We start from the raw sequence: 13,833 nt of genomic DNA on the forward strand, positions 1-13,833 counted from the left end.
TCCACAGGCGCGGCTCTGATGGCCCTGGCCACCTCGGGCATCGCCTGGAGCGCCGCGGCGCAGGACAATCTGGTCCGCAATCTGGTCATTGCGGCCGATCCTCAGCCGTTCAGCGCCGACGATCTGCTGTGGATGCAGGTGGACGCCGGCGGCGTGGCCCTGACCGACTCCATGAACGTCTATGCGTCCCGTTCCGGCGTGTTCTTGCCGTTGGGCGAGTTCGCGCGCGTACTCGATCTCGCCGTCGGCGTCTTTCCGGCGCAGCGCCGGGCCGAAGGCTGGGTGCTGGACCCTACAAATCGCATCACGGTCGATTTGACGACGCGCGAGGCGGTCGTCGCCGGGCGCACGATCCGGTTCGCCGTCGATCAGGCGGCGATCTACGACGACGATCTCTATGTGCGCGTCGATCTGATCGAACAGCTGTTGCCTGTGAAACTGAAGGCCGACCCCAGCGCCCAGAAACTGACGGTCACCACGACGCGCGCCCTGCCGTTCGAGCAGCGCGCCGAACGCGCCCGGCGTCAAGCCGCCTCCGGCGCTATGGACACTGACGACGGCGTCGTGCGCCAGCCGACCCCCTATCGGATCGCGAGCCCTCCGGCCTTCGATGTCAACATCGGCGGTCAGATCACGCGCGACGGTCAGGACAACGCCGGACGCTACGACGTGCGGGTGGCCGGGGACCTCCTCTACGCCGGGTTCGAGGGCTATGTCGGCTCCGACGACGACGGCGCGATCAGCAATATTCGCGTTGCCCTGACCCGCAAGGATCCGTATGGCCGCGCCCTCGGACCATTGGGCGGCACTCGCGCCAGCCTGGGGGATGTGTTCTCGCCTTCCATGCCCATCGGCGCATCGGGCGTCGCTGGACGCGGCGTCTATTATTCGTCGGCGCCGTTGGAAAATCTCGACCTCGCCACCCCTTTGAACCTTCGAGGCGAACTGGCCTTGGGCGAAGAGGTCGAACTGTACGTCAACGAGGTGCTGCAGCGCTCGCAGACCTCGGCGGTTCAGGGACGCTACGAGTTTCTGGACGTGCCGCTGGCCTTTGGCCTCAACACCATTCGCCTGGTCTTCTATGGATCCCAGGGTCAGATTCGCGAGGTCGTGCGCCGCATCAACTTCGGCTCGGGCCAGATCGAGCCGGGTCGATTCGTCATGCGCTTCAGCGCCATCGAACAAGGGATGACCGTCTTTGACGTCGGCGAGCGCTTGGGCGGGCCCGAGGTCGGATCGCTGCGTCTGGTCGCCACGCTCGACTACGGTTTGACGTCCGGTCTCACGCTCAGCGCCGGCGCCGGTCGCTACGATCCGACCGGCCGCGACAGCCGCACCCTGACGACCGCCGGCGTTCGCAGCTCGCTCGGCCCCATCGCCGCCCAGATCGACGCCGCCCTGGACGACCAAGGCGGCCGGGGCGTTTCCGTCGGCATGGCGACCCGCGCCCATGGCGTGTCCTTGTTAGGTCGGCATTCCGAGTACGGCGCCGGCTTCATCGACGAGACGCGCCAGCTCGGCGTGCTGGACCAGGCGCCCCTCTCGCGCGCCACCGACTTTCGCGCCGATGGACAGTGGACGGCGCCCGGCGGCCTGATCGTGCCGATCTCGTTGAATGCGCGCCGTCTCAGCCGCGTCGACGGTGTCAACCTGACCACCGCCGAACTGCGCGCCTCCGCCCCCTTCGGTCGCTACTACGCCTCGGCCAACGTCGCCTACGAAGCCGAAAATGTCAGCGTGCTCGAGCGGCGCCGCTGGCTGGGCGGATTCGATGTGAACACCCTGATCTCGGCGCGGCTGCAAACGCGCGCGGGCCTGACCTATGAGGTATCGCCGAACCCCAGCCTCGAGACCGCCTACGTCACCGCCGATTGGCAGTTGAGCCCGACCGCCGCCTTGCGTTTTGGCGCCATTCGCGCCCTCGGGCCCCAGGCCTCGACCGCCGTCCAGGCCTCTCACCTGTGGCGGGCGCCCAGGTTCGATCTGGCCCTGAACGTCGCCTATGAGACGCGGCATCAGGACTGGCGCATCGGTCTGCAGCTAGGCTTCGGCTTCGGCTACGACCCCGGCCGCGAACGCTACCGGATCACCCGACCGGGCGTGGCAGGCGGCGGGTCGGTCGTCATCAACGCCTGGGTGGACGAGAACGGCGACGGCAGGCGTCAGATCGACGAAGCCGGCGTGCCCGGCGTGGTCGCCGATACGAATGCTGGGGGCGTGACGACCGACGCCGATGGGCGTGTCTACGCCACCGGCCTGGGCGACGTGCCGACGGCGCGTGTGCGGCTGACGACCGAGGGCGTCGACGATCCGTTCCTGTTGGGCGGCCCGACCGACATCCAGATCGTTCCGCGCCCCGGCCAGACGGCGCAGATCGACTATCCGATGCAGCGCAGCGCCGAGGTGCAGTTGCTTGCCCTGCTGGCGCGCGGGTCCGCCGCACCCCGCCCTCTTGCCGCCTTGGCCATCGAGCTCGTTCCGCAGGCCGGCGGCGCCCCCGTTCCAGGCCGCAGCGATCATGCCGGAGTATTGTTCGTCGAAAGCCTGCGTCCCGGCGCCTACGATCTTCGTCTCGACGCCGCCCAGGCGCAGGCCTTAGGCGTGTCGCTGATCGAGGGTGTTCGGGTGATCGTTCCGCCGCACGGCGGTTTCGTTGACGCCGGACGCGTGGTGGTCCGCATCACTGGCGAGGCGCAGCAATGAACCGGTTCGCTCTTTCTATCTTGATCGCGACCAGTCTGGTGTTCGCCGCGCCTCGGCAAGCCATCGCCGACGCTTCGGTGACGCGCTCTCCCGCGACCGCGCCGACCTTGGGCACCACTATTCGCGGCACGTCGGCGACCACCTTCAGCATTTCCACAGCCGGCGTCGTGACCCGGACCAGCGGAAACGCCATTCGACTGTCGTCCAGCTCGGTGACGACGCCAACCCTGTCGATCAATTGCGGCCTGCTGAACCTGTCAGGCCTGTGCGCCGTTCGCTACATTCGCGTCACCATCACGCCCGTGACGGGCAGCGGCCCTGCCTCCATTTCTCGTCTGCGCGTCGGCTCGCTGAGCGGAGCGACCTACAGAACCGGATCGCCGCCAGCGGACGCAGCCAGCCTGACGTTCGACCTGAATCCGATCGGGCTGCTGAGCACGGCGACCCTGCGTCTCGGCATGGACGTGGTGCTGGCCGCCAACCCTGCAAGCGGATCGTACGCCTTCGATTACATCGTCACGGTTCAACTGGTGACATGATGATCCCGCGCGCGCTGTCGCTCACCGCCCTGCTTCTTGCCTGCGCTTTTCCAGTCCTCGCCCAGGAGCCGGCCCGCGCGACGCTCAGCGTCGAGCGAAGCCTCAGCATCGCCTCCGTTCGACCGATCCAGCTGTCGCCGGACGATCCTGTCGCCACCTTGTCCATGCGCGCCGACATCCAGCCCAACGCCCCCGCCGTGATCAGCGTGACGGGCGATCCGGGGCGGGTCTATCGCATCCGCGTGCCCGACACTCTGACGTCCGTCGAAGGCGTCGCCTTGGTCGAAGGCCTGCGGATCTGGAGCGAAAATACGGGCGACATCTCTTCCAGCCGCACTTCTCGCATGGATTTCGAGGGTCGCGACCTGCTGCGCGTCTCGGGCCGTCTGCGTCCCGCAGCGGGCGCAACAGAGCCGATCGCCGCCCTGCCGCTCAGCGTTGATTACGAATAGATCAGTCCAAGGCCTCAAGCCTCGCGACCAACCGATCCGCCTCTTCAGCGTCCAGTCCCCGCCCTGCGGCAAAGGCCTCATCGATCGCTAGCGCCGCCTCGGCCAAATCAGAGAAGCCGAACATTCCGGCCGATCCTGCCAGACCATGCGCGATCCACTCGACCTGGCCGATGTCGCCCGCTGCAAGGCTTTGAATCAAGGCTGCCCGATCCCGCGCCGCCCTCTGCCGAAACTCGATACGCAAGTTGGCAAGGGGATCGCTCGTCATGCCGCATCAGCCGAAAGGATGTCGCGCAACTGACGGGCCAGCGTCATGGGATCGAACGGCTTGACTAGCACTCCGATGGCACCCAGTGCCTTGAGACGCTCGACTTCATCACTTTGCGCCCTCGCGGTCATGAAGATGACGGGCGTCGTCGCCAGGCCCTCCATCTCACGAAGTCGTGCAAGAACACGAGGGCCATCCATGCCCGGCATCATCACGTCCAGCAGGATCAAGTCCGGGCGTGCGCCCTCCGAGAGCCGTGTCAGCGCCTCGGCCCCCGACGCCACGCTCGTAAGGGTCAGATCGGCATCGAGCTCCAAGGCGATTGCCGCCACCTCGCGGATGTCCGGCTCGTCGTCCACGTGCATCACGGTCAGGGTCATGGGCTCTCCTCTCAGTGATCTTGCGGCGTAAACGTCAGCCGCCGGACCGTGTGCGCCAGATCGGCCAGCGACGCTGATGACTTGACCAGAACGGCCTCGACCCGTTCGCTCAACGCGCCATCCATGTCCTGAGCGGAATAGACAACGACCGGGACGCCCGACCTCCCTGACCCGAGTTCGGGCAACAACTCCAGCCCGGACCCATCCGGCAAACCGAGGTCGAGGATTACCAAATCTGGCTTCATCTGCGTCAGAACTTGCCGCGCCTGCGACAGGCTGACAGCGCTGGTGATCGCAGCGATGCCGCTCAAGGTCTCGGCGGTGACCTGCAGAATGTCGGGGTCGTCGTCGACGTGCAGGATGATCGGCGCCCGGCGACCCAATCGTTCGAGCACCGCCGAGATAGCGGCGCGCAGTCGACCTTGATCGAAAGGTTTCTCCAGCCAGTCGATGACCTCAAGCGATCTTCCCCGGGCCCGTCCTCGCGCCACATCGGCCGAGACGACGACCACGGGAGTTTCCAGAGTCTCGGGCCGTTCCCGCAACGCTCGGATAAGGCCGATGCCGTCCGTGTCCGGAAGCTGAAGATCCACCAGGATGGCGGCGAAGGTTTCGCTTTCAACGGCTTCCAATGCTGCTGTCGCGCTGGTTGCGATCACCGCATCGAATCCATCCTGCGCCAACATGATGCGCAACACCTCCGCCGCGTCGGGATCGTCCTCCACGATAAGGAGGCGAGGTCCGTCGCTCGTCTGCGCCATGCTGTTATCGAGCGTCATCGGCAGGTCGAGATGGAAGGTAGCTCCGTCCCCAGGCGCCGACTCGAACCACAACCGCCCACCATGCCGTTCGGCAATTTCCTTGGCGATCGCCAGGCCAAGGCCTGTTCCTCCCTTCTGGCGCGTATCCGACCCGTCCGCCTGGGCGAATTTGGTAAAGATCCGCGCGCGGAATGCCTCGGGTACGCCAGGACCATAATCGCGCACGCTCAGACGCACGATGCGCGCCTCTGGGATCACAACAACCTCGACCGTGCCATTGGATGGCGAGAATTTCGCGGCATTTGACAGGAGATTGACCACCACCTGAACCAGGCGATCCCCGTCCCCCAAGACCGGAGCCGATGGGCCGTCGGCCAACTCCAGCGACACGCCCAGTTCGTCAGCATAACCGCGTACCGCGTCTAGCGACCGCACGGCGACATCGCGCAGATCCAGCGGCTGAAGCTGCAGATTGATTTGACCCGACTCCAGCTTCTCCACGTCCAGAATGTCGTTAATCAAGCGCACGAGCCTCAGACTGTTGGAATGGGCGATGCCGATCAAACGACTGGCGCGCTCAGACAGAACGCCGGCTGCCCCGCCCGCTAAAAGGCCGAGGGAACCCGCGATGGAGGTCAAAGGCGTCCTTAACTCGTGGCTGACGGTCGAGACGAACTGCTTCTTCAACTCCTCCACCCGCCGTCGATCCGTGATGTCCCGCACCACCGCGACCAGATGTACGCCGGCCGGCAGCGCAAGGGGGCTGAACGCGACATCGACCGGAAAGCCCTCGCCGCTTCGCCGACGCCCGATCATTTCCTGTACCAGCCCACCGGTCGCGTCCGCCCCGCCGGCCCGAATCCGCGCCATCAGACCAGCGTCGTCTCGGTCGGCCGTTTCCAACAAAACCGACACATCTCGCCGCCCCAGCATCTCAGCCGACCAACCGAACATCCGCGCCGCGGCCGCATTCATCGTCTCGATGGTGCCGCTGGGGTTCAGTGTGAGTATCGCATCGATGGCGCTGTCGAAAATCGCTTCTTGCCGCGCCGCCGTGGCCCGAACCTCCGCCAGCAACTTCCGTCTTGTGGCGACGTACCGCACAAGCAATAGCGTCGCCCCGGCCACCACTACGATCAGCGACAGGAACAGGCTCGTCACCATCATCTCGGTCGCGCGGGAACGCGCCTCGACCCGTTGGGTCAAGGCAGCCAGCGCCCGGGCGTCGATCTCAGTCATCCGATCGATAGTGACCCGTATGCGATCCATCGCCGCCTTGCCTTCCCCCTTGGAGACGACGGCAAGGCCGGCTTCGCTACCGCGCTGATCATGGGCGTCTAGGGCTTCCCGGATCGCAGCCAACTTGTCGGCGATCCGGTCTTCGAGGTCCTTGATATTGGCGCTCTGCGCAGCGTCGCTAGCGTAAGCGGCCCTCAACCTGGGAAGCTCGCGATCCAGGCGTCTGATCGCCGTCTGATACGGCGTCAGAAAGTCTGGATTGCCGCTTATGATGTAACCGCGCTGACCCGTCTCGGCGTCCTGCATCAGGGAGAAGACGGTCTGAAGTTCTTCCCGGGCCCGGTAGGAATGGGCGGTCTCCTGGCGCAAAGCGCGCACGCGCTCAAAATCGCGTCGCATTTCCAAGCCGACGAAGGCAAGAACTAGGACCAAAGCACCCACCGCCAGCGCGAGACCCAATCGCTTCAGAACACTGTTGCTCATCATCCCACTCCAACGACCGCGTCCATGCATGCTTACTTCTGCGTGTAACTGCGTCTACCACCATCGTCTAATGTGTAAGCCTTCGACGCAATCGTTCTTGCCAGGCTGCGACCGTCGATTGATTGAGAGTCGAAAGTTGGTCGACGCTTGTGACTTCAATCGGCCGGCATGGTGATCGCAACGAGGAGATCAGTTTTTCTCAGCACAAAGCAGGCGTCACCACCGTCGTTAACAGGCGTCCTTAAGGTTTTGACGCCCAAGAAGCGGACCTTTCCAATGTCTTCTTCGAGTCAGAAGCGGCTCTATCGCCCGTGCGGGCAGTCCGGCTAACGACCCTGGGCTAGCCGCAATCTCCCGCTGTCGCGCCAGCGCCTGCAGCCAACGCCGGCGACGCCAATCCGACGTTCCAGTTCCAGGGCTGGGCGCCGCTGGCGCGGCGCCGGCACATGGTCCGCTCGTGCAGTTCGAACATGCCAGGCAGCAGCCGCTCAGCTGGATGCGGGGTCGTATCGAAGCTCATGAACCGTCGCGCCTCGCCATAGGCCGGCCACGAGATTCCGGCGACCTGTCCCGGCGCGCCGTCCCGGGCGAAGGCCGTCCAGTAGGCGACCATGGCGTCGGACATGGCCCGCTCCTGCGCCGTGTCCGGGACCTTTGGCCACAGCGGCGGCGTGCGCGTTAGCATGCCGAACATGTAAGGCAGCTCACTGGCGTGAAAACCATGCAGGCCGGCCGCATCGGCGGCGGGATAGCCGTGATCGAAAAAGTAGAGGAAAGACGGGCGCCCAAGCCCGGTCTGCGACCGGACCAGCCGCTCCGACGTCCAGCCGTAGAGCGCGTCGCGCGTGGTCGCCAGAATGCTCTCCCCCATATCCGATGACGGATAGAGGGCGAGGAAGGCGTCGGCCAGGTCGCCATACCGCTCCCGGATCGTGCGCTCGTAGTCCGCTGGCGAGGACGGTGTCGGCGGAACCAGCATCTTCAACGAGCGCACTTCACCGCTGTTAAAGCCGGCCAGGATTGGGACCGCCGCCTGGTTGCCATGATCGAAGACGTCCACCAGCTGGCCGGGCAGCAGCTTTCCGTCCACCGCGCCAAAGGGCGAGAAGCCGGCGAGCGCCGCCGCATCCGTCAGAGTCTGGGCGTCAAGCGATCGCAGGGCGCGGGGGCTCGGCGCCTGAAGGGTCCGCGCCAGCCGCGAGCCGGCGTCTTCCGCCGAAGACATGCCGTAGCGCGCCGTCTTGAGCTCGGGCGTGGAGATCATATAGGCGCTCTGGGCGATCGCCTTGGCGAACAGCCCGCGCGCCGGAGGCGACGCCATCAGATACATTACGCTGAGCCCGCCGGCGGATTCGCCGGCGATTGTGACATTCTGCGGATCGCCGCCGAAGGCCACGATATTGCGCTGGACCCATTTGAGGGCCTGGATCTGATCCATCAGGCCGTAGTTGCCGGACACGCCGTCCGGAGATTCCGCGCTGAGCGCGGGGTGGGCGAGATAGCCGAGCACGCCGAGCCGATAGTTGATCGACACCACCACCACGCCTTCGGCGGCGAGACGCGAACCGTCGTAGAGGGTCTCGCGGCTGGATCCCGCAACCAGGGCCCCGCCGTGGATCCAGACGATGACCGGCGCCGTCTCCGCGTGAGCAGGCGTCCAGATGTTCAGCGTCAGGCAGTCCTCGCTGGTGCGTCCAAGGTCCGCGGAATAAATGGTCTGCACGCGCGGCGTCGGCTGGACGCAGGCGGGGCCGAAGGCGCGGGCGTCGCGAAGACCGGTCCACTGCGGCGCCGGCGCCGGCGGCCGCCAGCGGCCCGGCCCCACTGGCGGCGCCGCATAGGGTACCCCCTTGAAGGCGCGAACGCCGTCGAGCGTCACGCCGGACAGACCGCCAGCGAGCGTTTGGAGGATGACCCGTTCGCCTTCCCGACCGGCCGCCGCGGCGACCGCCGGCTGGACGGCTCCCGCGACAAGAGCAGCCAGGCAAGCCGCGAGGGCGAAAACCGCGCCTCGCAAAGGCAGTCTGTTCAGACGCATCATTGGACGATCTCCGTTTTCGCGCGGCGGCCGAGGACCCGCGCCAGCCAGAAGAAGAGGCCGATGGCGAGGACGTAGAAGGGCACCAGGGTGTACAGGGCCATCTGCAGCGAATGATCGGGATGGCTCGCCCGGAAAACGTCGCTGGCGGCGCCGACATAGGTCGGTCCCAACCCCAGACCGATGAAGTTCATCACCAGCAACAGCAGGGCCCCCGACATCACCCGCTGATTCGGACGCACCTCCGCCTGGACGAGGGCGACGGATGAGGACAGGTAGAAATAGTTGAGGAAGGTTGGAGCGGTCAGGAAGACGAGCGCCAGGGGCCAGGACGGCGCCCAGACAAAGGCGCAATAGAAGGGAATGGCGAGGATCAGCGAGATCGCCGGCACCAGGCCATAGGCGCGCTTGGATCGGCGCGTGAACCGGTCAATCGCCCAGCCCGAACAAAAAATGCCCGCGCTCATGCCGACGCCGACGACCAGAGCGTACCAGACGGCCACGTCGGCGAGGGCCATCCCCTTCTCGCGCATCAGGAACAGGGTGGCGAAATTGCCCAATCCATAGGTGATGAATTGGGTCGCGCCGCTGCCGAAGGACGCCAGCAGCAGGACGGGGCTGGTGAAGAACATCTTCAGGGTCTCGCCGAAACCGGCCTTGGGCTGCACGGTCCCCACGGCGAGACCGTCCAGGCCGCCCCGACGCGGCTCGCGCACCACGAAGACCACCGCAATGGCCGCCACGATGCCGACCGCCCCGACCACCAGGAAGGCGTCGCGCCAGCTGAAGGCCGCCGCGATCGAGGCCCCGAAGGCGATGCCCAGGGCGGCCCCGATCGGCGGGCCGAGATTATAGAGGCCCAGAGCCATGCCGCGCCGATGCGGCGGGAAATAGTCGGCGATGATGGCGTAGGACGGCGGCACGCCCCCGGCCTCGCCAAACCCGACCGTCATGCGCGCGACAGCCAGCTGTGTATAGTTTCGAGACAGGCCGCAGGCGATGGTCGCCGCGCTCCAGATACCGCAGGCGATCGCCAGGACGCGCACCCGGTTCGTCCGATCCGCCAGCCAACCGACAGGGATGGCGATGAAGCAGTAGAACATCGCGAAATACAGGCCGCCGAGCAGGCCCAGCTGACTGTCCGTAATCTTCAGACTGTCCTGGATCGGCTTGGCCAGGATCGACAGCAGCTGCCGGTCCAGGAAGTTCAGCACATAGATGAACCACAACGACCCCAGCGCGATCCAGGCGCGCGTCCCGACGCCCTGCCCCGGCGGCGCCCCGCCCGCCGCATCGGGAACGCTGGCTTCAGACTGGCTCATGGTCGTTTCCTCGTGATGCGGACCTGGCGGCCCGTCTATTTTTCGGGTTGGGTCAGCGCCTGGTAGACGAAGGTCCGGGCGCGATTTCGGAAGGCGCTACTGACCGGGTCCGCCATGCGCTGAATCAGGCCGACGAAGACGATTTCGTTTTCCGGGTCGATCCAGAACCAGGTCCCGCCCCCGCCGCCCCAGCTCAGCGTGCCCCGTCCCTCGACCATGCCGAGCCGGCGCGGATCCAGGGCGACCGCGAAATCCAGGCCGAAGCCGAAGGCCGGATTGAAGGGCAGAAGGCGCATTGGATTGGCCACCGCCAGCACGGCGTCCGGAACGACATTGGTTCCCATCAGCGCGACGGCCACGGGAGACAGGATCCGCACCCCGTTCAGCGCGCCGCGGTTGAGGATCATCTGGCAGAACCGCGCATAGTCCGTCGCCGTCGAGACCAGACCGCCCCCGCCGCTGACGAACCGCGGAGGGCGGGTGAAGTCGTTGATCGGCATGTCGAACGCCTCGGTCGCCGGCTTCAGCCCGCCGGCGCCGTCGTCGCAATAGATGGCGGCCAGGCGATCGACGTTGTCGGAACGGGTCTGGAAGCCCGTATCGACCATCCCCAAGGGGTCGAAGATCCGGGTCTGTAGGAAGTCGCCGAAGCTCTGACCGGAAATCCGCTCGACGATCAGCCCCTGCAGATCGGTGGCGACGGAATAGAACCATTCGCCGCCGGGCTGGAAGTGCAGCGGCAGGGTCGCGATCCGAGACGCCAGATCGTCCAGACTGTCCGCCTGAAGCACGCCCGCGTCGCGATAGGCGCGCTCGACAGGATGGACGTCGAAGAGACCATAGCCGAACCCCGCCGTGTGGCTGAGCAGTTCGCGCATCGTGGGCGACCGAACGGCGTCTGTCGTCAGCAGGTTTCCGTCCGCATCCAGCCCGGCGAAGACCTTCAGGCCCTGCAGTTCCGGCAGGAAGCGCGTGATTGGATCATCCATGCTCCATCGCCCTTCCTCGAACAGGATCATAAGGGCGACGCCGGTGATCGGCTTGGTCATGGAATAGATGCGAAACAGGGCGTCGCGCCCGAGCGGGGCGTCGGAGGCCAGGTCGGCCTTGCCCTGGGTGGTGAAGGCGACGACCTGACCATGCCGCATCAGCAGCGTCGAGGTCCCGGCGACCTGGCCCGTCTGGACCATCTCGGCCATATAGGCGTCGAGCCGCGCCAAGCGACCGGAATCGAAACCGACCGCCTCGGGACTGGGGGCGACGGGCAGGTCAGCGGGGTCAGCCATGGGACGGCCCTGCCCGCGCTTCCGCGCGGCTGCGGCAGATGCCGATGAAGCCGTGGGCCATGAACTCGGCCATCCGCGCCTTCACGGCCTCGAAGTCGTCAGAGCGGCACAGGCCGTCGGACAGCCGGTCGATCCGTCCGGTCCGGGCCAGGGTCAGGGTCAGGGCGCCGGACACGAAGTGATAGCCCCAGAAGATGTCCTCCTCGGCGCTGTCGGGCATGGCCTTCTTCAGCAGGTCGATCAACCGAAGCACGACCGGATCATAGAGCCGATCCATGATCTCGGCGCCCCAGGCCGGGGTGTTGTTGATCTGGGCGCTGAGCGCGCCGAAGTTCCGCCACCCCGCCCCGCCGGTCGAATAGGTGTCCAAGTCGGTGTCGAGGAAGGCCCGCAGCGCGCCCTCGACCGTCGGCTTGCCGTCGACGGCCCGCTCATAGGCGTCCAGCGCCTCCATCCGTCGTCCGCTGGTGACCGGCGCCCTGCGGGCCATCACCTTGTCGAACACCTCCTGCTTGTCGGTGAAATAGTAGTGGACCAGGGATTTATGGACTCCGACCTTTTCGGCGATGTCCTTGATGGTGACGGCCGAAAAGCCGTGCTGGGAGAAGAGGGCCTCGGCGGCGTCCAACAGCTGTTCCAGGGTTTCGGCGCGCTGCTCGGCCTTGCTGCGCGGCTTTCGGGGCGACTTTGACATGACCGGAACCTCGATATGGTTCGGCGCGGTCGGTGAGCGACGCGCCGACTCCCTGACGGAAACAGCGGTCATCCTAAGCGCCTCCGTAGAGGGCGCGAAGCTGCGTCTTGTTGATCTTTCCGGTCGCGGCCAGGGGCATGGTTTCGACCCGCACGATCCGGTCCGGTATCCACCAGTCCGCGACCCGCCCCTTCAGGCTGGCCTTGAGCGCGACGTCGTCGATCGCCTCGCCCTGGGCGGGCTCGACCACCATCAGGGGCCGCTCGCCCCATTTGCCGTCGACCTGCCCGATGACGGCGACCAGACCAACGGCGGGCAAGGCGCCGACGATGTCCTCGATCTCGACGGGATTGATCCACTCGCCGCCGGACTTGATCAGGTCCTTGGAGCGACCCGCGAGCGTCAGATTGCCGCGGTCATCCAGGCTGGCCAGATCGCCGGTCTCGAACCAGCCGTCGGTATCCACCGCGTCCTCCGAGGCTCCGAAATAAGCCCGGGTCACGCTGTGGCCGCGCACCTTCAACCGGCCGACGACATTGCGCTGTGGGGCAAGCGGCGCGCCGCTCTCATCGGTCAGGAGGACATCCAGCCCCATGACGGGCCGACCTGAACCGTGCGGGCCGCCGCGCTCACCGGTTGGCGGCGAAATGGCGCCGAGGGGCGACAGCTCGGTCATGCCCCAGCTAAACTGCACGACGACGCCCAGCCGGTCCTGCATCCGCCGGATCAAGGCGTCGGGACAGCTAGAGCCGCCGATGATGATCCGCTTCAGGCTGGGCGTCTCGCCGCCGACCGCGTCGAGATGATCCAGCAGTCCCAGCCAGACGGTGGGGACGCCGACGGCGACCGTCGCCTGATGTTGCTGAATCAACCGCGCCAGGGAGGCGCCGTCCGTCGACCGGCCCGGCAGGATCAGGCCCGCGCCTACCGCTGGCGCGGCGAAGGGCAGGCCCCAGGCGTTGGCGTGGAACATGGGCACGGCCACCAGCACGCGGTCCTCGGCGGTCAGGGCCATGGCGTCGGCCTGCAGCGCGCGGATCGTGTGCAGATAGTTCGACCGATGCGTATAGCCGACGCCCTTCGGGGCGCCCGTCGTTCCGGACGTGAAGCATAGGCCGGCCAGGCTGCGCTCGTCCACGTCGCCCCAGACGGCGGGACGGCCGTGCGCCGTCAGCAGGGGTTCGAACGCGTGCGCCGGCAGACCGAGGTCGCCGTCCGCCGCATCGCTGTCCAGCAGGATCAGACGTTCGAGGCAGGGACAGGCCGCGGCGAGCTCTCGCGCCAGAGCCGACAGGCCGGCGCCGACCGCCAGCACCCGGTCGTCCGCCTGGAGGATCATGGCGGACAGGTGCGCTACGGTCAGGCGGGGATTCAGCGTGTGGCAGACCAGGCCCACGCCCATGGCGCCGTACCAGACTTCGAGATGGTGCTGGGTGTTCCAGGCCAGGGTCGCGATCCGGTCGCCGGGCCGCAGACCCAGATCGATCAAGGCGCCCGACAACCGGTTGGCCCGGTCGCGCAGATCGCCGTAGCCGATGGATTTGTCTCTCTCCCCGGCGCCCGTGATTACCGCGCGATGACCGTGCCATTTCGCGCCGTGATCGAGGAAACGATCCACGGTCAGGGCGTAGTCCTGCATGAGCGGGGCGGAGGCAAGCGACATTCGAT

General features: G+C 66.5%; 11 protein-coding genes. 3 read left to right on the forward strand and 8 right to left on the reverse strand.

The window, feature by feature from the left end; all coding sequences use genetic code 11:
• Positions 1-18: 18 nt before the first annotated feature.
• From BLR19_RS13580 to BLR19_RS13590, 3 genes are read left to right on the forward strand one after another with little or no spacing between them, the layout of a single operon-like run.
• A complete protein-coding gene (locus BLR19_RS13580; protein WP_143007387.1) occupies positions 19-2,703 on the forward strand; it encodes a hypothetical protein in 2,685 nt (894 codons plus the stop codon).
• Positions 2,700-3,242 (forward strand): hypothetical protein, encoded by a 543-nt coding sequence (locus tag BLR19_RS13585; RefSeq protein ID WP_055753705.1) that lies wholly within the window; start codon positions 2,700-2,702, stop codon positions 3,240-3,242. The genes BLR19_RS13580 and BLR19_RS13585 overlap by 4 nt, the downstream gene beginning before the upstream one ends.
• A complete protein-coding gene (locus BLR19_RS13590; protein WP_091752135.1) occupies positions 3,239-3,694 on the forward strand; it encodes a DUF4402 domain-containing protein in 456 nt (151 codons plus the stop codon). The genes BLR19_RS13585 and BLR19_RS13590 overlap by 4 nt, the downstream gene beginning before the upstream one ends.
• Position 3,695: 1 nt before the next feature.
• Here BLR19_RS13590 and BLR19_RS13595 read toward each other — a convergent pair whose 3' ends face one another.
• The 8 genes from BLR19_RS13595 to BLR19_RS13630 form a co-directional block, all read right to left on the reverse strand.
• Positions 3,696-3,962 carry an Hpt domain-containing protein gene (locus BLR19_RS13595; RefSeq protein WP_055753707.1) on the reverse strand — a complete coding sequence of 89 codons (267 nt, stop codon included), beginning with the start codon at positions 3,960-3,962 and terminating at the stop codon, positions 3,696-3,698.
• Positions 3,959-4,342, reverse strand: a complete 384-nt coding sequence (locus BLR19_RS13600; protein WP_091752138.1) for a response regulator — start codon at positions 4,340-4,342, stop codon at positions 3,959-3,961. The genes BLR19_RS13595 and BLR19_RS13600 overlap by 4 nt, the downstream gene beginning before the upstream one ends.
• An 11-nt stretch (positions 4,343-4,353) precedes the next feature.
• Complete coding sequence (locus BLR19_RS13605; protein WP_176758359.1) at positions 4,354-6,825, reverse strand: response regulator; 2,472 nt, start codon at positions 6,823-6,825, stop codon at positions 4,354-4,356.
• A 340-nt stretch (positions 6,826-7,165) separates the two neighbouring features.
• Positions 7,166-8,866, reverse strand: a complete 1,701-nt coding sequence (locus BLR19_RS13610) for a carboxylesterase/lipase family protein (protein WP_369818864.1) — start codon at positions 8,864-8,866, stop codon at positions 7,166-7,168.
• The gene (locus BLR19_RS13615) at positions 8,863-10,185 is read right to left on the reverse strand and encodes a spinster family MFS transporter (RefSeq protein ID WP_091752141.1); all 1,323 of its coding nucleotides are present in this window, start codon (positions 10,183-10,185) and stop codon (positions 8,863-8,865) included. Before BLR19_RS13615 ends, BLR19_RS13610 begins: the two co-directional genes overlap by 4 nt.
• Positions 10,186-10,220: 35 nt before the next feature.
• The gene (locus BLR19_RS13620; RefSeq protein WP_091752144.1) at positions 10,221-11,471 is read right to left on the reverse strand and encodes a serine hydrolase domain-containing protein; all 1,251 of its coding nucleotides are present in this window, start codon (positions 11,469-11,471) and stop codon (positions 10,221-10,223) included.
• Complete coding sequence (locus BLR19_RS13625) at positions 11,464-12,165, reverse strand: TetR/AcrR family transcriptional regulator (RefSeq protein WP_091752268.1); 702 nt, start codon at positions 12,163-12,165, stop codon at positions 11,464-11,466. The genes BLR19_RS13620 and BLR19_RS13625 overlap by 8 nt, the downstream gene beginning before the upstream one ends.
• Before the next feature lie 73 nt (positions 12,166-12,238).
• Complete coding sequence (locus BLR19_RS13630) at positions 12,239-13,828, reverse strand: AMP-binding protein (protein ID WP_255366676.1); 1,590 nt, start codon at positions 13,826-13,828, stop codon at positions 12,239-12,241.
• Positions 13,829-13,833 lie beyond the last annotated feature (5 nt).

Source organism: Brevundimonas sp. 374, assembly GCF_900102995.1.
GTDB classification, from domain to species: Bacteria; Pseudomonadota; Alphaproteobacteria; order Caulobacterales; family Caulobacteraceae; genus Brevundimonas; species Brevundimonas vesicularis_C.

Excerpts from the sequence above, each read along its gene's own strand:
- BLR19_RS13590 (WP_091752135.1), top strand. The coding sequence starts at position 3,239 with ATGATGATCCCGCGCGCGCTGTCGCTCACCGCCCTGCTTCTTGCCTGC.
- BLR19_RS13595 (WP_055753707.1), bottom strand. The coding sequence starts at position 3,962 with ATGACGAGCGATCCCCTTGCCAACTTGCGTATCGAGTTTCGGCAGAGG.
- BLR19_RS13580 (WP_143007387.1), top strand. The coding sequence starts at position 19 with ATGGCCCTGGCCACCTCGGGCATCGCCTGGAGCGCCGCGGCGCAGGAC.
- BLR19_RS13605 (WP_176758359.1), bottom strand. The coding sequence starts at position 6,825 with ATGAGCAACAGTGTTCTGAAGCGATTGGGTCTCGCGCTGGCGGTGGGT.
- BLR19_RS13625 (WP_091752268.1), bottom strand. The coding sequence starts at position 12,165 with ATGTCAAAGTCGCCCCGAAAGCCGCGCAGCAAGGCCGAGCAGCGCGCC.
- BLR19_RS13615 (WP_091752141.1), bottom strand. The coding sequence starts at position 10,185 with ATGAGCCAGTCTGAAGCCAGCGTTCCCGATGCGGCGGGCGGGGCGCCG.
- BLR19_RS13585 (WP_055753705.1), top strand. The coding sequence starts at position 2,700 with ATGAACCGGTTCGCTCTTTCTATCTTGATCGCGACCAGTCTGGTGTTC.
- BLR19_RS13620 (WP_091752144.1), bottom strand. The coding sequence starts at position 11,471 with ATGGCTGACCCCGCTGACCTGCCCGTCGCCCCCAGTCCCGAGGCGGTC.
- BLR19_RS13610 (WP_369818864.1), bottom strand. The coding sequence starts at position 8,866 with ATGATGCGTCTGAACAGACTGCCTTTGCGAGGCGCGGTTTTCGCCCTC.
- BLR19_RS13600 (WP_091752138.1), bottom strand. The coding sequence starts at position 4,342 with ATGACCCTGACCGTGATGCACGTGGACGACGAGCCGGACATCCGCGAG.
- BLR19_RS13630 (WP_255366676.1), bottom strand. The coding sequence starts at position 13,828 with ATGTCGCTTGCCTCCGCCCCGCTCATGCAGGACTACGCCCTGACCGTG.